This is a genomic window from Myxosarcina sp. GI1 (genome assembly GCF_000756305.1).
In the GTDB taxonomy this organism is placed as follows: Bacteria; Cyanobacteriota; Cyanobacteriia; order Cyanobacteriales; family Xenococcaceae; genus Myxosarcina.
In genome coordinates this window covers 1-19,324 of the sequence record NZ_JRFE01000023.1, presented here as the reverse complement: position 1 = coordinate 19,324, position 19,324 = coordinate 1, and the positions used below count along the sequence as shown (strand labels likewise).

General features: G+C 39.9%; 13 protein-coding genes. 5 read left to right on the top strand and 8 right to left on the bottom strand.

The window, feature by feature from the left end:
- Positions 1-120 precede the first annotated feature (120 nt).
- Positions 121-852 carry a DNA repair protein RadC gene (gene radC / locus KV40_RS16895; protein ID WP_036483966.1) on the top strand — a complete coding sequence of 244 codons (732 nt, stop codon included), beginning with the start codon at positions 121-123 and terminating at the stop codon, positions 850-852.
- Positions 853-882: 30 nt separating this feature from the next.
- Here radC and KV40_RS16890 read toward each other — a convergent pair whose 3' ends face one another.
- Positions 883-1,713 carry a metallophosphoesterase gene (locus KV40_RS16890; RefSeq protein WP_036483964.1) on the bottom strand — a complete coding sequence of 277 codons (831 nt, stop codon included), beginning with the start codon at positions 1,711-1,713 and terminating at the stop codon, positions 883-885.
- Between the two features lie 159 nt (positions 1,714-1,872).
- Here KV40_RS16890 and hemJ point away from each other — a divergent pair, with 159 nt between their 5' ends.
- Together hemJ and recF are read left to right on the top strand one after the other, a co-directional pair.
- Positions 1,873-2,460, top strand: coding sequence for a protoporphyrinogen oxidase HemJ (gene hemJ / locus KV40_RS16885; RefSeq protein WP_036483962.1), 588 nt, complete (start codon positions 1,873-1,875; stop codon positions 2,458-2,460).
- 5 nt (positions 2,461-2,465) lie between these two features.
- On the top strand, positions 2,466-3,623 hold the full coding sequence (recF, locus tag KV40_RS16880) for a DNA replication/repair protein RecF (RefSeq protein WP_036483959.1): 1,158 nt from the start codon (positions 2,466-2,468) through the stop codon (positions 3,621-3,623).
- A gap of 43 nt (positions 3,624-3,666) precedes the next feature.
- Here recF and sigC read toward each other — a convergent pair whose 3' ends face one another.
- Both sigC and lipA read right to left on the bottom strand, forming a co-directional pair.
- Positions 3,667-4,917, bottom strand: coding sequence for an RNA polymerase sigma factor SigC (gene sigC, locus KV40_RS16875; protein ID WP_036483956.1), 1,251 nt, complete (start codon positions 4,915-4,917; stop codon positions 3,667-3,669).
- A gap of 374 nt (positions 4,918-5,291) precedes the next feature.
- A complete protein-coding gene (lipA, locus tag KV40_RS16870) occupies positions 5,292-6,185 on the bottom strand; it encodes a lipoyl synthase (protein WP_036483953.1) in 894 nt (297 codons plus the stop codon).
- Between the two features lie 211 nt (positions 6,186-6,396).
- On the opposite strand from lipA, the gene KV40_RS16865 reads away from it, so the two are divergent.
- Entirely contained in the window at positions 6,397-6,582 is a 186-nt protein-coding gene (locus KV40_RS16865; RefSeq protein WP_036483952.1) for a hypothetical protein, read from the top strand.
- A gap of 99 nt (positions 6,583-6,681) precedes the next feature.
- On the opposite strand, the gene KV40_RS16860 is transcribed toward KV40_RS16865, so the two are convergent.
- The 4 genes from KV40_RS16860 to KV40_RS33450 all read right to left on the bottom strand — a co-directional run bounded on the left by KV40_RS16860 (position 6,682) and on the right by KV40_RS33450 (position 12,295).
- A complete protein-coding gene (locus tag KV40_RS16860; protein ID WP_036483950.1) occupies positions 6,682-6,870 on the bottom strand; it encodes a hypothetical protein in 189 nt (62 codons plus the stop codon).
- A 331-nt stretch (positions 6,871-7,201) separates the two neighbouring features.
- Positions 7,202-8,887, bottom strand: coding sequence for a Calx-beta domain-containing protein (locus tag KV40_RS32250; protein WP_052055708.1), 1,686 nt, complete (start codon positions 8,885-8,887; stop codon positions 7,202-7,204).
- A 14-nt stretch (positions 8,888-8,901) separates the two neighbouring features.
- Positions 8,902-10,788, bottom strand: coding sequence for a hypothetical protein (locus tag KV40_RS16850; RefSeq protein WP_036483948.1), 1,887 nt, complete (start codon positions 10,786-10,788; stop codon positions 8,902-8,904).
- A 325-nt stretch (positions 10,789-11,113) separates the two neighbouring features.
- Positions 11,114-12,295, bottom strand: a complete 1,182-nt coding sequence (locus KV40_RS33450) for a YgcG family protein (protein WP_036484187.1) — start codon at positions 12,293-12,295, stop codon at positions 11,114-11,116.
- Between the two features lie 623 nt (positions 12,296-12,918).
- Here KV40_RS33450 and KV40_RS32240 point away from each other — a divergent pair.
- Positions 12,919-17,793 carry an FG-GAP repeat protein gene (locus KV40_RS32240; RefSeq protein ID WP_052055707.1) on the top strand — a complete coding sequence of 1,625 codons (4,875 nt, stop codon included), beginning with the start codon at positions 12,919-12,921 and terminating at the stop codon, positions 17,791-17,793.
- 137 nt (positions 17,794-17,930) lie between these two features.
- Here KV40_RS32240 and KV40_RS16835 read toward each other — a convergent pair whose 3' ends face one another.
- Complete coding sequence (locus tag KV40_RS16835; RefSeq protein WP_036483946.1) at positions 17,931-18,941, bottom strand: radical SAM protein; 1,011 nt, start codon at positions 18,939-18,941, stop codon at positions 17,931-17,933.
- Positions 18,942-19,324 lie beyond the last annotated feature (383 nt).

Genomic DNA, 19,324 nt, shown 5'->3' with positions numbered 1-19,324 from the left:
AGCACCAAACAAGTTTTTTTCGCTACCACATATCAAGGAGCATAAATAAACAAAAATTTATTTGCGTTCTTTAGTTTTTATTCTTATAAACTCGTTGCCATCCGTTCGACACTTGCTAACATGACCTATAGTTTGAGAATCGCCGATATTCCTGTAGGCGAACGTCCCCGCGAAAGATTATTGGCTTTGGGGGCAAAAAATTTAGCTACTGCCGAACTAATTGCGATTTTGCTAGGAACGGGGCAGGGCAAAGGAAAATTATCGGCAATTGGTTTGGCGCAGTACATTCTCAAACAGTTAGAACAGCACAAGCGTTCTTCTCTCGATGTACTGCGAGATATTAATCCGCAAGAGTTGATGGAGATTCCAGGTATTGGTCCTGCAAAAGCAGCAACCATAGTAGCTGCTGTAGAATTAGGCAAGCGCACTTTTCAATTTAGACCCAACGAACGAGTTTTAGTAAATAACTGTGATGCTGCTGCTGCCGCTTTAAGCCAAGATTTAATGTGGCAGAGTCAAGAAAAATTTGCCGTACTACTATTAGATGTTAAAAATCGGTTGATGGGTAGCAAAACTATAACTATTGGTACGGCAACCGAAACTTTAGTGCATCCCCGCGAAGTTTTTAGAGAAGTAGTGCGTCAGGGTGCAACAAAACTGATTATCGCTCACAATCATCCTTCAGGTAATCTCGAACCTTCTGAGGCGGATATTATGCTTACCGAACAGCTATTAAAAGCTGCCGAATGTTTGCAAATTCCGCTTTTAGACCATTTAATCTTGGGCAATGGGGACTATCAAAGTCTCCGAGAAGAATTGGATTTGTGGACTCGCTATCCCCAAGAAGATTAAACGAGGGCAGATGGCAAATGGCAGAAATTTTTAAGCTTCTAATGTGATTACGCTTAGTTCGGGAGGACAAAAAATTCGACCAGGTGGATAAGAACCCAAACCGCGATTGATATAAAGCTGGTTTCTGCCAATTTGATGCCATCCCTGCGACCATTGCCAATATTTGACGACCTGCGAACAATTTTTGAGAAAGGGAAAATAGTTGTGAAAAGACTTGGGAACTATTTTTCTAAGATATTGCAATAAAATAGGAGCGGCTTCACCATAACCAGGAATAACTACTTGTCCGCCATGAGTATGACCAGAAAGCTGTAAATCGACACGCCACTTTTTTAAAACTGCTGCCGAATCTGGATTATGCGACAAAACAATTCGCGGTATGTCAGGAGCAATTTGAGTAAAAACCTCTTTAGGATTAAATTCTGACGACCAATAATCTGCTAGTCTTACAATTGCCAACTCTTGTTCACAAGGATAGGCAACTTCATTAGACAAAACTTTAATTCCTACGTCAGCTAAAGCGTGCACGATCGCCTGTTTGGCGTAGGGTGTAGCAACGTCGTGATTGCTCAAACAACCATAAATTCCGTTTTTGCTCTTCAAATTTTTCAGCCGATCTGCCAGTCGAACAATAGGAGTAGGATCGTCAGTGATAAAATCTCCAGTTATTACTACCAAGTCAGGTTGTTCGCGATTACTTAGCGCGATCGCTCGTTCCAATAATTCCTCTGACAAGCAAATACCGTCATAATGTAAATCCGATAGCTGAACGATTTTGGTACCTATGCAACGATCGGGAAGACTGGCAATTGCGATCGCTATACGTTCGACCTTGAGAGATTCGCTAAATACTATAGCCATGTCAGATCTGTTCTGTTGTTGTTAAATTATCAAACAGATAAAACCTTTGATATTTTAACCTCAGACTTAAAATTTTATTGCGAAGTAGTATTGGATCGCAAAGAAAAATATACACTCACAAAAGAAGACTAGACTTAAAAAAATTAAAATTATTTATTTATGGCTTATTACTGGTTTAAAGCTTTTCACCTGGTTGGAATCGTAGTATGGTTTGCAGGATTATTTTATTTAGTGCGTCTTTTTGTCTATCATGCCGAAGCAGAACAAGAGAGCGAACCTGCCAGAAGTATTTTAAAAAATCAATATGAGTTGATGGAAAAACGTCTCTACAGCATCATTACCACCCCAGGAATGATTGTGACTGTAGTTATGGCAGGGGGACTAATCTATACCGAACCAGAAGTTCTTAAATCTGGCTGGCTACACGCCAAGTTAGCTTTAGTTCTATTACTTATTGGTTACCATCACTATTGCCGTCGAATTATGAAGAAGCTGGCAAAAAATGAGTGTCAGTGGACGGGACAGCAGTTTAGAGCTTTAAATGAAGCACCAACAGTTTTTTTAGTACTAATTGTATTATTGGCGGTATTCAAAAATAGTTTGCCTTTAGATCTTACTACTTGGTTGATAGCAGGTTTGGTCTTGACGATGATAATAACTATCCAGCTTTATGCCAAAAAACGCCGTCGAGATAAAGAGCGTCTAGATCGAGAACCAGAACTAGCTTCTAGTTCGGTAGGCGAATAAGTTTAATGTATCTAAAAAATCTGCATCTGCGATCGTTTCGTAATTACGGCGATCGCCAGATAAATTTTACGGCACAAAAAACCATAATTGTCGGTAATAACGCGCAGGGAAAGTCTAATTTATTAGAGGCAGTAGAATTACTGGCAACTCTTAAAAGCCATCGTACCAGTCGCGATCGCGAATTGATTTTAGATACTAGTCCTGTCGGTCAGATTGAAGGCATTTTAGAACGAACTTACGGCACGACACAACTCAGCCTTACTTTGCGCCGTCAGGGAAAAAGAACCGTTGCTCTCAATCGCGAAGCTCTACGTCGCCAGTTAGATTTTTTAGGCATACTCAATGCCGTACAGTTTTCCAGTCTGGATTTAGATTTGGTTCGCGGTGCGCCAGATGCCAGACGTAACTGGATCGATAGCTTATTAGTTCAGCTAGAACCAGTTTACGCTCATATTTTGCAACAGTACGGCAAAGTCTTGCGTCAGCGTAATGCTTTACTTAAAAAAATTCGTTTAGAGCGAGAAGCTGATGCTACAAAAAATACTGAATTTAGCAAACCTTACGATACGCAGCTACGACTGTGGGACGAACAACTAGCCGCAGCAGGTTCGAGAGTAACTAGAAGGCGTGCCAGAGTATTAGCCAGACTAACACCCATTGCTCGCGCCTGGCACAATCGCATTAGCAGCAAAACCGAACAGTTGGAAATAAACTATCTTCCTAACGTAGAATGGACGGAAGACGAGCCAGAAAAGGTACAGCAGGCTTTTTTAGACAAAATCGAACAGCGACGCACGGCAGAATACTACCAGGGAAAAACCGTCGTCGGTCCTCATCGAGATGAAATTGAATTTAGTATCGATCGCTCTCCAGCCAGGTATTACGGCTCCCAGGGACAGCAACGCACCTTAGTTTTAGCTTTAAAACTAGCAGAATTAAAATTAATTGAAGAGGTAGTAGGAGAACCCCCCCTGTTATTGCTTGATGATGTGTTAGCCGAACTCGATCCCAATCGACAAAACCAGCTTTTAGCCGCTATTGGCGATCGCTTTCAAACTTTAATTACTACAACCCATCTGGGTTCATTTAACCACGATTGGATTCAGGACTCTCAGATTATGTCGGTTGAAGCAGGTAAAATTCGCGAAACTATATTAGAGTAGGAACACGTCTTAGAGCAGGTACATATTCCTACTTACAGCATGGTTAGCTCAAAGATTCGAGATAATCTCTAATCATGTTTCTGCGGCGGGGTTGACGTAATTTTTGTAAAGCTTTTGCTTCAATTTGTCTGACCCGTTCGCGAGATAGTTCCAGACAGCGACCAATTTCAGCCAGAGAAAAGGGTTTTTCACCGCCAAAACCAAAACGCATTTGAATTACTTCCCGTTCGCGGCTAGTAAGTTCGGAAAGCAAATAATTTAAATCTTTTTGCAAAGATTCTCGCATTAGAGTCTCTTCGGGAGAAGCACTTTCAGTTTCTAGCAAATCTCCTAGTTCGGTGTCTTTTTCTTTACCGACTTTTATTTCTAAAGAAACCGAACGCGGTACGCGCAATAATACTTCTCTAATTTGCGCCGCAGACATTTCTAGCTCTTGGGCGAGATCTTCAATTTTAGGCGTGCGTCCCATTTCTTGAGACATCTTGCGCTGAGCTTTTTTGATTTTATTGAGTTTTTCGGTAATGTGAACGGGAAGACGAATTGTTCTACTTTGAGTAGCGATCGCTCTAGTAATACCCTGGCGAATCCACCAGTAAGCATAGGTACTAAAACGATAGCCTTTGGTAGGATCGAACTTTTCTACGGCTCTTTCTAGTCCGAGAGTCCCTTCCTGAATTAAATCTAAAAGCTCTAAGCCGCGATTTTGATATTTTTTAGCTACCGAAACCACTAGGCGCAGATTCGCCTTAATCATGTGTTCCTTAGCACGAATACCGCTTTTTTGAATGTTTTCTAATTCTTTTACATCACAGCCGACAATTTCTGCCCAGCGCTGTTTGCCTTGTTTTAAAAGGGCTTTTAGGTCGGGAATCTCAATTCCTACGGCTTTAGACCATCGTTTTAAAGAAGGACGATGACTGAGTTGAGTTACTAAACGATCGTGAACATCAACTAATGCCACGAATTCTTGCATTATTTGGTCGCCGCTCTTGGCAGCTTCGGCTCGTTGCTCTAAAATATTAATGTGGCGTTGAACTTTTTGAGCTTCGGAAACTTCTTCGTCTCTTTCTAGTAGGGGAACTCTACCAATCTCTTGTAAATAAAGCCTTACAAGATCGGTAGTAGTGCGATTTGTCTTACCAGAATAGTCTGGATCGAGGTTTTCCAAGTCGAGTTCTACTAAATCGTCTTCTGCAAATTTAGAATTTTCTTCTTTTTCTTCCAAATCTATTGTGGGATCGGTAGCTGAAGAATTGGCTTTTTTAGTTTCAACGGATAAAGAACTGGCAAGCATAAGAATTTCTTAATTGATGACTTAGCGTGGAAATTAGGTTTGATTAACTTCTCTGGGAATAGGTTGCCCAATTTGCAGAAAAAAAGAACATTTCTGAAAAGTTTTTTTGAAACTAGTCAGTAATTTAACTTATGTATTGTTAACAATAAGAATTTATACCTAACTAATTTTCTTAAAGGGTTATGTCGTCAAGCTAATGAAGACATGGCAATTTACAACTCTATGGGTGTGAGGAAGCTAATGAAACGTTACTTGTTCCTTAAAAGCAAGAGTTTTTACGTTTGTTAACAATTAAAGCTGCTGTTTGCCGCCAGCAAAAATCTATCTAGTCAAAGTATCTAGTCAAAGATTGAAGAAACTATAAAGCTAATGGATTATACGGACAAATGAGTCGGCTTACTACGAGGATGAAGCTTCATCAAAGCCCTAACCTGTTCTGCATGGTAAGAACTACGAGTAAGAGGACTAGAAACAACCTGAAGAAAACCGAGAGACTCTCCTAATTCTTTCCAGCGTGCAAATTGAGCGGGGGTGACAAACTCTTTAACTTTTAAATGGTGGGTAGATGGTTGCAGATACTGTCCGATAGTTAAAATATCGCAATCAACGCGGCGTAAATCTTCCATGACCTGACAGACTTCAGCATCTGTTTCATCCAAACCCACCATAATACCAGATTTAGTATATACCCAAGGGGCGATCGCACGAGTTTGTTCTAAGACTTCTAAAGAACGTCGGTAATTTCCCTGTGGTCTTACCCGTCGATACAACCGTGGGATAGTTTCGGTATTGTGGTTGAGTACATCGGGTTGTGCCGACAAAATTGTGCTTAAGGCTTCCCAGTTACCGCATAAATCGGGAATCAGTAGCTCGATAGTAGTTTGGGGTGAACTTCTACGAATTTCTGCAATACAGCGTACAAACTGTGAAGCCCCTCCGTCAGACAAATCGTCGCGGTTGACAGAGGTAATCACTACATGATTGAGCTTGAGGCGGCTTACGGCTTCGGCTAGCTGTAAAGGTTCTAGAGGGTCAAGTGCTGGGGGTTGTTTTTCAAAATCAATATCACAATAAGGACATGCGCGAGTACAAGCAGGACCCATAATTAAAAATGTTGCCGTACCGACGTTAAAACATTCGCCAATATTAGGGCAAGAAGCCTCTTCGCAAACAGTATTTAAATTTAAATCTCTTAAAATCTCAGTTACGCTACCGACGCGCTGCCACTGCGGTGCTTTTACTCTCAACCACTCTGGTTTTACTGCCACTCCCAAACTGCTCCTTGAATAAATCTATTGGCTTTGTGTTTATTGTATCTAAATGCGAAGTGGAGAATAGACGATTTTAGCGAGCCATACTCAGATATTCTTGAGTAGCTCCATTTTATCAGCCTCAGTTCAACTCTATCTTTAGTACGACAAATTATTTTAAGCTTTTAGTCAAAATGTACGAGAACTAATGTTTTGATTTTAATTATTTATGTCAGATAATAAAAATGCTACTGGTAAAAGCAGTACGGCAAAACCAAATACTAATGCGGAAGGACAAATAGATGTAGCTTCTAAATCAGTAAATCCAGAAGCAATTACTAAAGAAGCTCCCGCAGCAGAGCGAGCTGAAGAAGCTCCCGAAAACCAAGCTGCTACTAAAAGGGAAAAATTGTAAATTTCAAGCAATTGAGGTACAGAAACTTCGGTGATTTTTTCAACCACCGATTTCATACTTAATTTTATATTTACAAAGCTAAAGAAACAGCAGTTGAACTTAGAACACTGGCAAAAGCTGTATCATAATTTGGCTGCTCGCCATCAAATTTCTGGCAGAAGGCAAAACCAAAACAGAGATTTCATTGTGTACTGCTTTGACCGCAGAAGCGAATGCGCTGCTTTGAACTTCTTTATAGCTAGAGAATCCTTCTGGGTCTTCTAATTCTTGCTTGAGACTTTCTTCCAATAAGGGATTAAGCTTCTTTTTCCTTTTGCTAGTAAAGCTTTGAGGCCTTCTGTTCTGTAGTTACTTAACCATCTTGATACTGTAACTCTGTGTTTACCAATTAAGACTGAAAGCGAAGAATTAGAGCAGGATGGCGTTGAGACAGAATTATCTGCCGTCCCCATTTCTTTTTAACTTTCGACAACAAATAGAAAACAAGTATTGCAGATATCTCAAAGTCTAGATATCTGTTTTTCTTAGAGCTTTTGAGATTGAGCGAGCGGCTCTGCCGCTGCCTTCGGCAATCGCGCTTAGTACATAAAAACAATTTTTACAAAAGCACTTTCATAGTTTAAACATCACTAATAGGAAAAGCATAGTAAGCAATGCCTTCATAGGTGTAGTTAGAAAGATTATTCTCGACATAGGTTTTTTCGTCTTCATTCGGAGTATAGAAATGTACGCCAATAGTCGGTTCGTAAAAGCGATAGATAGGTACAGTTCCAGCTATTTCGGTTTCGTAAGCATGAAACTTAATATTCTCATAAGCAAAGTTATCGAGATTGTTGATGATGTAATCTCTTTCGTTTTCATCTGTGGTGTACAAATGTACTCCTGTAGTGGAGTTAAAGAAACGATAGACTTCTTCGGGGCTGCTTCCCGATACAGGATCTACAGTGACGTAAGATTCGCCTTCATAGTCATAGTTGTCTAGATTATCGCGTACATAATCTCGCTCTACTTTATCGGCGGTGTAAAAATGCGCTCCCGCAGTCGGATTAAAGAAACGATAGACAATTGGAGGAGTATCATTACCGTTATCGCTAATGTTGACTGTTGCCTTAAAATTATCATTAGCAACAACAGCATTATCTTCGGCAGTAATAGTTAATTCAATTGTTTCAGTCTGCTCTAACTTCGTATCATCAACTAAAGAAAGTGTAAAACTTTTTTCTACTTCATTAGCGGCAAATGAAACCGTTTGAGGAAAAATATTATTGTTGAAGTCATCATCAATAGTAGCCGTACCGCCTTCTACGTCAATGTTAACTAGAGAAACAGTATTTATATATTCACCATTACGGGTTAGAGTAATTGTTGCCTCTTTGCCTTCTTCTACATCAAACTTTGCGGTTTCAAAAGCAATAGTAGGCGGTGTGGTTGTCGAAACCGACCATAGTTCTACTCCATTAACCCCGTCGTCAGCAGTAAAATATAAGTTGCCATTTACCTCAATTAAATTATTAGGGTCGGAATTACCGTTAGGATTAATGTGTTCGAGCAGCATCGTTCCCTCAGACGTTCCATCACTCTGCCACAGTCCTCTCCCATTACCGTCATCAGCAGTAAAATAAAGAGCATTTCCAACCTTGGTTAAATCGTGAATATAAACATCATCACTCGAAGATGAAATATCAAAACTTTTGATTATAACAGTTCCTTCAGTTGTCCCATCACTCTTCCATAGTTCGGACGTGAAAGACTCACCATCATAAATCTCAACATTAAAAAAGAGCGAATCATCAACCTCTGTAAAGCCAGTAACGCTATAAGAATAAAATTCTTCAACTAAAACGGTTCCTTTAGATGTTCCATCGCTTTTCCATAGTTGGGAACTTTGGGCAGAACTCTGTTCGCCAAACTCAAGCACGAAGTAAAGGGTATCTTTATATTCGGTAAAGCTATGAATGTTAGTAAGAAAGTCATCTAATTCTTTAATTAGAACGTCTTTATTAGAAGAAATTTCGCTCTTGCGTAACTCATAACCATCAGTAAAATAACGAGTACCGTTAATATTAATATCGGTTTTAAAATAGGGATCTGGTAAGTCAGCAGGATTTACTAAATCATCGTTCTTAATATCATTTGGTGCTAAAACAGTTCCCCCTAAAGTACCATCACTTTTCCAAATTTTTCTATTATTATTACCATCATTAGCAGTGAAGTATAGCGTATCATTAATCACAGTCAACTTTTCGGGAGAAGAATTATTTGTACCTGGATTGATGTCTTTAATTAAAATAGGTTGTTTATTCATAATGTTTTAATAGTTTAAATTTCATTAATAGGAAAAGCATAATAGGCAATGCCTTCATAGGTATAGTTAGAGAGATTGTCTTCGACATAGGTTTTTTCGCCTTCATTTGGAGTGTAGAAGTGTACGCCGATAGTCGGTTCGTAAAAGCGATAAATGGGTACTGTTCCTTCTATCTCAGTTTCGTAGGCATGGAACTTGACATCTTCGTAGGCAAAATTGTCGAGATTATCGATGATGTAATCTCGTTCTGTTTCATCTGTAGTGTATAAATGTACTCCTGTAGTGGAGTTAAAGAAACGATAAACTTCTTCTGCATCGTTTCCCGTTAAGGGGTCTACAGTAACGTAAGACTCTCCTTCATAATTGTAGTTGTCTAAGTTATCGCGAACATAATCACTTTCGTTTCTATCAGCCGTGTAGAAATGAACTCCCGCAGTCGGATTGAAGAAACGATAGACAGTAGAACCTCTGGCTATCTTAGCTAGAATTATATTAGAGGCATTGCTATAGGACTCTACCCAGACTATATTGTTACCCGAAATTGCTGGAGAAGAATCATCGAGATTGTTATCTGTTAGCTGTTTGGTAGTTTGACCATCGTAAAATACTATTTCAGAGTCAGTACCATCAGACTGATACCAAACATTAGACTGCTGCCAAACTATATTGTTACCCGAAATTGCTGGAAGAGAATCATCCAGATCGTTATCTGTTAGCTGTTTGGTAGTTTGACCATCATAAAATACTATTTCAGAGTCATTACCATCAGACTGCTGCCAAACTATATTGTCACCCGAAATTGCTGGAAGAGAATCATCCAGATCGTTATCTGTTAGCTGTTTGGTAGTTTGACCATCATAAAATACTATTTCAGAGTCATTACCATCAGACTGCTGCCAAACTATATTGTCACCCGAAATTGCTGGAAGAGAATCATCCAGATCGTTATCTGTTAGCTGTTTGGTAGTTTGACCATCATAAAATACTATTTCAGAGTCAGTACCATCAAACTGCTCCCAAACTATATTGTTGTCTGAAATTGCTGGAGAAGTATCATCCAGATCGTTATCTGTTAGCTGTTTGGTAGTTTGACCATCATAAAATATTATTTCATAACCATTACCAACAAGATCGCGCTGCTCCCAAACTACATTATTGCCCGAAATTGCTGGAGAAGTATCATCTTCGACGTTACCTGTTAGTTGTTTGGTAATCTGACCATCATAAAATATTATTTCAAAATCATCGGACAAGACGGCTTCAAATAGGTCGCCTGTATACTCCTCCCAAACTATATTGTTGTCTGAAATTGCTGGAGAAAAATTCCAAAAAATACTATCTGTTAGTTTAGTAATCTGAGTATTTTGCTCGATAGCAATTTCTTCTCCATCCAAAATTACGACAGAAGTATCATCTTCATTTTTAAACTGCTGTAATTGACTAGTGTTTAATTCTTCTCCTCTTACCAAAGCCGAAAAAATTGCTCCTTCATCCCCTGGCGCGTCGGTAGAATTAATTTTACTATCAAGATAATGACCGTATTCTTCTAATAAAACTGCTGCAATCGCATTAGGGTTAGACTGATTTGCTAGTAAAAACTCTTGAGAAAAATAAATTTTATTGGTATCACCAGAAAACGCTGCGTTTGCTTTATTAAGCTCCTGTGAAAAGTCTATTTTTATGGTAGGAAGGTAAAAGTCGTGTGTTTGCCATTCTTCTCTAAAACGATCGAAATTATTTTCAGAATCAAAGATTAATTGTAGCTGTTCTGTAAACTTTGGTTTGCTAGCAAATTGTAAAAGCCAATCTTCTGTTAGTTTTGTGGATTTTGCCAACAAATCGTCGATCGATAGCTCGGAATAAACATCTGAACTCAAAAATGGTGCGTTGCTGTTCTTCATTTATCGGTCTTTAATAATTCGATATATTGTTAACTTTTAGGTTATTTAAACACACTTTTTGAACTTTGTTACTAACAATAACTTGATTGTAGTTTATATTGATTATTTATTTTATTAAAAATTATTGTCTAATAAAAGTGCGGATAGATTTTGGTAAAACTATTTTCATAAAAAGAATATGCGACATCTAACAAAAAACATTTTTTTGTTACTTACTTCTATCGTTTGTCTTAAAAAGTAAAAGTAACTTTTATGTTTAACAAATAAAAATATATGATAAATAAAAATGCAAAAAGCACACAAAAGAATTTCTTGAAAAATAACCTTACCAACCACCTCCAGCACCTCCGCCACCGCTAGAACCGCCGCCAAAATCCCCCCCCGAACTACCGCCACCGCTATAACTATCTCCACCAGAGTAATAGTGGTGATGAGAATGAAAATTGTTGTGGTGAGTTCGATCTCGTTGAGGATTAAATTTAGCGATCGCTGGAATTATCTCGGTTTTCTCCTGATAATAATCGCAGCAATGGCATTTTCGGATTGAGAGAAGCTCGCCAGAACTTCTAGTAGTAGCAGGAGTAATTACTTTACCCGTTTTAACTACCGTTAATTCTTGACATTTAGAACATTCTTCATAGCGATCGGAATCGGAAAAATAAGCAACAACTGAATTGTCGAACAAATTATAGTGCGAACAATGATAAGCGCGATAGCTGACGCTACCTAACCTTTGAGCAACCCTTTGAGCATCGGTTAATACGATTTCCTTGGTTCTATTCATCGGTTGGCGACACTTGGCACAACAGACAGTCCTAGTATCCTTACGTTGTAAACTAAGATTTTTACCTGGTTTGACAAATATTTTGTTTCGTCTGCGAATTAAGCGTGTTATTCCACCGACAATGGCGATCGCTCCCGTACCTGTAAGTAACAACAGCCAAAAATTTTGCTCGTTGAAAATAAATTTAGGATCGGATTGTAATTGCTGAATTAATGCTTGCGTTCCTGCCAAAGTACCGCCATCAAAATCCCCTACGCGATATTGAGGCAAAATTTGATTATTGATAATTGTAGCTACCCATTCATCAGACATTCTTTCGGGGATACCATAGCCAGTTTCAATCTCGATGCGGTTATCTCCCTCGGAAATTAAAAACAAAATGCCGTTGTCTAGTCCTTCTTTACCAATACCCCAATAATTGAAAAGTTCGGTAGCAAAGGCTTTGGGAGAGACGGCGGGAGCAGTTTCTGGCATGGTAACTACCGCAATTTCCGTTCCGTCAGCGCGTTCTAAATTAGTAATTAGACTATTTAGCTTGTCTTCCGTCTCGCTACTCAAAATATCTGCCATGTCCGTAACCCATCCACCATTTGTCTGACGGGGGTTAGCTACTTCTTCGACAGTGACCGCTTGACTGGTGGCAGAAAATAAAGTTACGGTTGCACCGATAACCCCAAGGCTAACTATATGCTTTAACATTGAAAAATAAATTGTGGTTTTCATTTTCAGTAACAGAATGCAGCGAAAGATTATAGGTCTGCTTTTGTACTGCATTCTGTTTAGATCTAATACGATTGAAATCTTCGGTTTAAGCAAATTAGCTATTTTATTCATCGCACAATTTCCTTTCAAAATGTTCATAAGAGCACCTCGAAAAATTGATTGAGTCGGTCGCTAGATGAAAAAATAGATAGAAGAAAAGCAGAGGAGAAATGATTGAAGAGTTATTTGAGCAATTTGACCGCTATCTGAGACAAGAGGAATACCAAGCTAAAGGAGGACAGATAGTAGATGCTATTAGGAGTGCCAGTCCCCAAACAACTCAGTAGCAAAGAAGAGAAGCAACTTGCTCTCATTCAGACAGTCATGCTACAGTGTTATGCCAATTCTTCGCTTTAATCCTGGCTCAGACAAGATTCTTTCTCATTCCGCGAACCACAAATTTTGTACATGACCATCTTTTATTCATGCAAGAAGTCTATTTATAATTTGGTTAACTGAAAATACAAGTTATTAAATTTGACTACAACTCAAGCACCCACCGAATCGTTAAAGCTATGATTTGCTGTAAAAACTCTTTAAATAAAACGGGTTAATTTAGGCAAATTCGCTAGAGCTAAATTATTATGGCAAATCTTTTTAGTTTAGATGACATCGATGGTAGCAATGGTTTTGTGATTAACGGTATTCAGTCTAGCGATCGCTTGGGATATTCTGTCAGCAATGCTGGAGATGTAAATGGGGACGGTTTGGAAGATATCATTATTGGTGCGCCTGAGAAAATATACAAAGAATATCCTTTTGGTTACTACTTTGGTAAAGGAAAAAGCTATGTAATATTTGGTAGCAGCGTAATTGATAAAGCTGAGACAGTCGATTTGAACTCGATAGATGGCAGTAACGGGTTCGTCATCGATGGTGTTGAAGTAGGCGATGGTTTTGGTTTCTCTGTCAGCAATGCAGGAGATTTTAATAGCGATGGCTTTGATGACATCATTATTGGTGCACCCAATTTGAATACTCCCGATACCGAAGCAAACAAAAGCTATTTGATATTTGGGGGAACAGAAGTTGGTAGCGATGGCAGTATCGAACTAAGTTCTCTCGATGGTAGCAAGGGCTTGGTAATTGATGGTGTGGCAATAGGAGACGATTTGGGATTTTCCGTCAGCAGTGCTGGCGATGTCAATAACGATGGCATTGACGACATTATTATTGGCGCACCCGATGCTAACGCTGGAGAGTTCGAGTTAGCTGGAGCAAGTTATGTGGTATTCGGTGGGAGCCAAGCTCTCGGCAGCAACGGTGTTATTGAGTTAGATGCCCTTGATGGTAGCGACGGTTTTGCAATCGATGGTATCGTTGAATATGATTATTCAGGTCGTTCTGTTAGTAGTGCAGGCGATGTTAATGGTGATGGCATTGACGATCTGATTATCGGCGCGACTGGCACTACTTCTGGTGACTATTACAATTACGCTCGCACGGGAACTAGCTATGTAATTTTTGGTAGCAATAAAATTGGTAATGGTGGCAATGTCAATCTAAATACACTTAATGGGACTGACGGCTTTGTATTTAACGAAATTACTGAATTTGACGGGTTGGGTTTTAAAGTCAGTAGTGCGGGAGATCTTAACGGCGACGGTATTGATGACCTGATTATCGGCGTACCAGGTGCTGAATTTAGTGGACTAGGACAGAGCTATGTAATTTTTGGCAACGAAGAACTCGGTAGTGATGGTGCTATCGAACTATATTCAGACAATGTCAACCGCTTAGTTATTAGTCCTAGCCTTAGTGAGAGCTTCAATGCTAAAAGTGGAAGTTCTGTTAGTAAAGTGGGGGATGTTAACGGTGATGGCTTTGATGACATTATTATTGGTGCCCCCTACGCAAACACTTCAAGAGAAGATATAAGCAATATAGGAGAAAGTTATGTAGTGTTTGGGGGAGAAGAACTTGATGACATTAATTTTTTGAGAATAGAAGAGCCTTACGATAATCTGGCGGTGCTTGAAGGAATAGATGAAAACGATCGCTTTGGTAATTCTGTAAGCAGTGCAGGAGATATTAACTTAGATGGTATCGACGATCTAATTGTTGGTGCACCAGATGCCGATCCTAATGGCAATGATGATGCGGGAGAAAGCTATGTGGTATTTGGCAATGACGCTCCAGAACTCGACCTCAACGGGGATGCAGCAGATATAGATTTCACAGCTACTTTTACTGGTACTCCAGTTGCTGTTGTTGATGCTGACAATCTAACAACGGGCGATTCAAGCTCCGATACATTTTCACAAGCAACGGTAGTTCTCAATAATGCTTTTGATGGCAATAAAGAGTTACTTGCTGTCGATACCTCTGGAACCAATATTACTGCTGAGTATGAATTTGAAGAATCTAGTAGTGGTACTTTAACTCTTACTGGCAAAGACAGTACTGAAAATTATCAGCAAGTATTGAAAACCGTTACTTACAACAATACTGCTAAATCTCCAACTAGAGGCAAGCGCACGCTCGATTTTACTGTTGATGAAGGAGCTTTATTTAATAGCACTAGTAAAGTAGCTACAACTACTCTCAGTTTAGATATAATTTTTGGCAGAAACCAGAACGTTTTAAATCTTAACGACGTTAATGGTAGTAATGGCTTTATAATTGAAGGCTCCTCTCAATACGATGGTCTTGGAAGCTCTGTTAGCAATGCAGGAGATGTTAACGGCGACGGTATCGACGATCTAATTATTGGCGCACCAGGTACCGATCCCGCAGGTGAAAGCTACGTAATATTTGGTAGTAGTGGAGTTGGCAGCGATGGTAATGTCAAACCAAGTTCGCTCGATGGTAGTAATGGCTTTGTAATTAAAGGTTCTGACTCAGACGACAATCTTGGAAGTTCTGTTAGCAATGCAGGAGATGTTAACGGCGACGGTATCGACGATTTAATTGTTGGCGCACCAGGTGCAAAAGGCGGTATACCAACCTACAGTTCTTACGACCGTAAATATACAACTAATGGAGAAAGCTATGTAATATTTGGCGATCGTGAAATTGGCAATGACGGCAGTTTGGAACTAGCTTCACTCAGTAGCAGCGATGGTTTTACAATTAAAGGTATCTATGGCGGCGACTACTCTGGTAGCGCAGTCAGTAGTTTGGGTGATGTCAATGGCGATGGCTTTGACGATCTAATTATCGGCGCGCCTAATGCTGCTGGTGTCCCATATTACGACCCTTATGGCAGCAAACCTCTAAAAAATGGTGAAAGCTATGTAGTATTTGGTGGGAGTAAAATCGGCAGCAATGGCAGTATAAATCTAAGCTCGCTTAATGGTAGTAATGGTTTTGTACTTAAAGGCATTGATGGTGGTAATGAATCTTCATATTCCTACGATCGCGATCGCTTTGGTTTTGCAGTAAGCGGTGCGGGAGATATTAATGGCGATGGTTTCGATGACATAGTTGTCGGCGCACCTGGTTCTTTTGATAGCTACAGCAGAGCAGGTGGTAAAGGAGAGACTTATGTAATTTTTGGTAGTAGCGCAGTTGGGACTAGCGGCAGTATCGCTCTAGACTCTCTTAATGGCAATAATGGCTTTGTTCTTGATGATAATTCTTCTGGTAATTACTTTGGTGTTTCAGTAAGCAGTGGAGATGTCAACGGTGATGGCTTCGATGAGTTATTTATTGGTGCGGCTCTTAATTTTTATCAAAGGGGAGGGTATCTAGCTGGGCGGGGTTTGGGGTATGTCATATTTGGCAGTAATAAAGTAGGAGATAGCGGCACTATCGATCCCAAAGTGCTGGATGGTAGTAATGGTTTTACTCTCGAAAGTAAAGAAGAAGGCGATCTTTTAGGTCGCTCGGTAAGCAATGCGGGAGATGTTAATGGCGATGGCTTTGAAGATTTGATTATCGGTGCTCCTGATGCTGGCAGATATTATGAATACAACTATTTTTCACGTCCAGGTCCTGGCGCGAGCTTTATAGTTTTTGGCAATGGCGAAGTTGGTAGCAATGGCAAGCTCGCCGTAGACGCTCTCGATAGCAGTAAAAGCTTAATATTAGTAGGCAACGAAAATTTTGATAACACTGGTTTTTCAGTAAGCGGCGCGGGAGACATCAACGATGACAGCATCGACGACCTGCTTGTCAGCGCACCTTATGCTGGCAATCCAATTTCTCGTTATGGAAGCACTTTCAGCGATCGCCGAGGAGAAAGCTATATTGTCTTCGGCAATGCCGCACCTCAACTAGACCTTAACGGCATAGATACAGGCAGCGACTCGCTCGCTACCTTTACTGACTGTCCCGTTTCTATCTTAGATGGCAACAATCTCACCTTGACCGACTCTAATTCCAATGCCCTCTCTGAAGCAACGGTAGTTATTACCAATCCCTTCAATAAAGGTAACGAGTTACTGTCTGCCGATACTGCTGGAACCAATATCTCTGCCGATTATAATCTTGCTACTGGTACCCTTTCACTCACTGGTGAAGACAACATTGATAACTATCGCCAAGTCCTAGAAACCGTTACTTACAACAATACTGCTGAGACTTTAGATACGAGAAATCGCACGCTCGAATTTACTGTCGATGATGGTGCGGCTTTTAATAATACTAGTGCTGTGGCTACAACTACAATTGACTTCAGCACCGCTGTTTCTGGTTCGGGTGGACAAAAGACATTTACTGTCAATACTGGCGATGGTCGAGTAATCATCAGTGACTTTGGCGGCGTGGGTACTGGGATTAATCCTCCCGCCAGGGTTATTGATGAGGTCGATACTCTTAAATTCGTTGGTTCGCAGTTAACTGCCGATAATCTAATTCTCACTCAAAATGATAAAGATTTAGAACTTACGTTTAAAGGAGTAGCAGACACCACAGTTATTTTGTCAGACTTCAATTTAGAACAGCTAGATAATCTACCATCAGGTATCGGTAACATTTTGTTCGACGGACAACAAACAATTGCCGATAGCTTTGATGTGTTTGATGCCGAGCAAATTCGCTCTCGCGTGTTTAATTTTAATACGGCGACATTTTTAAACGATTTGGATAATATCCTTCAAGGGTTTAATAACTCCGATGACGTAATTGATGGTCTAAAAGGCAATGATGTTTTATTAGGACGTTCTGGAGATGACGTGCTGCGCGGTAATAGTGGCGATGACTTACTACTCGATGGGGGCAGAGGTAGCGATCGCTTAGACGGTGGTAAAGGCAATGATGGTTTATTTGGTGGTATTGGTGCTGATGAATTCGTGCTGAAAAAAGGTGCGGGAACCGATACGATTTTTGATTTTCAAGTTGGTATTGACTCGCTGATACTGGCAGGAGGTTTAGACTTCAATAAATTGACAATTGGAACTAATGAAAATGGAACGAAGATAAGTGTAAGTGAGACTAAAGAAGTTTTAGCGACTTTAATTGGGGTTGATGCTAGTAATTTGACTATGTCCGATTTTACCTGGTCAAGTAAATATTAAACCCCAAAAAGAGTGAAAAAACAGTATTTTCGAGAATTGGTATGAGCGGGGAAGCGGCAAAGTCGATTGGCGCAAGCCACCGCAGTCATGCAATTATATTTGCTTAAATTAATTTAACGCTCGATACGTCCCAAGCTTTACACGCTCGCTGCCCGTTTAAATATCTCTCTATACCAGTTTTTGATTGGCAATTCTGCTGGTAGCATTAATTCTTGCTCTACTTGCTGGCAAAGCTGGCGAAAAGCTCGATATTTCTGTTTTTGCCACTGACGTGCTAGTTGAGGTAAAGCTGTTTGTTTCAAATTACCCAAAGCGTATTTTCTTGCCATTCCATGTTGTAACGGAACGACAGTGCCATCAGTTTCGATAATTAGAGGTGAAACTATTTCGGCTAGAGGTATCTTTGTTAGCGAACTTTCGCTCTCTTCGGCGTAAAAATAAGCGTGATTTGCTCTAAGTGTTTCCTGGTGTAATAGATCGATATGAATTTTTAAGCGATCGCCTACTTTATCTTTTAACTTCATAGCTTGAAAATAGACATAAGCGGCAATAGTCTCGTTGAGTTCTATCCCCGATAAATTTTCTTTGGCTCTGCCAATTTCTTCTAAAAGATGTATGTGTAATAATTTTGCTTGTTGTTCGAGAGCGAAATCGACCGCCCAACCCAAGTCACGAAAGTTGAACCGAGAGACGGTAAACACAAACCCGAAAGGAATTTTTGACCGACGCAATCCTTCTAGTTTGGCTACCATGTGAGCGAACGCACCCGATTTATTTCTCAGGCGGTCGTGTAACTCTGGTTTGCCATCTAAACTAATAGCAATTATGTCTATCAACCCCTGCAACTGCTCTAAACGAGAAGGATTTAATAAGATACCGTTAGAAACAATAGACGTTCTCATTTGATAGCGATGAGCGGTTGCTAATAGCTCCTCTAGGGGTTGATAAAGCATCGGTTCGCCACCCGAAACGCTTAGAACACTGTAGCCTTCTTCACTAGCATCAGCAATCGCTTGTTGTAAAAGTTCGACCTCTAATTCTTCTCGTTCTTCTGGACTAGACGAACTATAGCAGTGGAGACAGCGCAGATTGCATCTTCTTAGAGGATGAATATGCAAAATTTTATTGGTAATTTTTGTAGGTGTCATAGGTTTATAATCCTTATATATATAGAAATAGCAGAATTGATAATGAAGTGCTTTGTCGGTTCGACTCAATCCCTATTTATATGTGCGAAGATAAAGAGTCTATTCAATGTTGTCCAAAATTTGATACCGAAGAAAAAGACGCTATCAATTAGCGTCTCGTGTACGAAAGAAGAGCTAATTTTTACTGCTATAACCGCAACTACTTTGAAGTAGTCACTTTACTGAGAAGTTAGACTCCTATAATTTAGAGCTAGATCTTGGCTTTTTTAAAAACATCGCCTGGTTTAGAGCTAACTAGTTTGTTATGGTCAAATCGGTCGGGAGGAAGACATATACCAACGGTACATATGTCGGGTATTGAGGGTTTACTCGTACTTGGTTTG

What these genes read in the sequence shown, in the direction of transcription:
- radC (WP_036483966.1), top strand. Translation starts at nt 121, where the DNA reads ATGACCTATAGTTTGAGAATCGCCGATATTCCTGTAGGCGAACGTCCC.
- KV40_RS16890 (WP_036483964.1), bottom strand. Translation starts at nt 1,713, where the DNA reads ATGGCTATAGTATTTAGCGAATCTCTCAAGGTCGAACGTATAGCGATC.
- hemJ (WP_036483962.1), top strand. Translation starts at nt 1,873, where the DNA reads ATGGCTTATTACTGGTTTAAAGCTTTTCACCTGGTTGGAATCGTAGTA.
- recF (WP_036483959.1), top strand. Translation starts at nt 2,466, where the DNA reads ATGTATCTAAAAAATCTGCATCTGCGATCGTTTCGTAATTACGGCGAT.
- sigC (WP_036483956.1), bottom strand. Translation starts at nt 4,917, where the DNA reads ATGCTTGCCAGTTCTTTATCCGTTGAAACTAAAAAAGCCAATTCTTCA.
- KV40_RS16865 (WP_036483952.1), top strand. Translation starts at nt 6,397, where the DNA reads ATGTCAGATAATAAAAATGCTACTGGTAAAAGCAGTACGGCAAAACCA.
- KV40_RS32250 (WP_052055708.1), bottom strand. Translation starts at nt 8,887, where the DNA reads ATGAATAAACAACCTATTTTAATTAAAGACATCAATCCAGGTACAAAT.
- KV40_RS16850 (WP_036483948.1), bottom strand. Translation starts at nt 10,788, where the DNA reads ATGAAGAACAGCAACGCACCATTTTTGAGTTCAGATGTTTATTCCGAG.
- KV40_RS33450 (WP_036484187.1), bottom strand. Translation starts at nt 12,295, where the DNA reads ATGAAAACCACAATTTATTTTTCAATGTTAAAGCATATAGTTAGCCTT.
- KV40_RS32240 (WP_052055707.1), top strand. Translation starts at nt 12,919, where the DNA reads ATGGCAAATCTTTTTAGTTTAGATGACATCGATGGTAGCAATGGTTTT.
- KV40_RS16835 (WP_036483946.1), bottom strand. Translation starts at nt 18,941, where the DNA reads ATGACACCTACAAAAATTACCAATAAAATTTTGCATATTCATCCTCTA.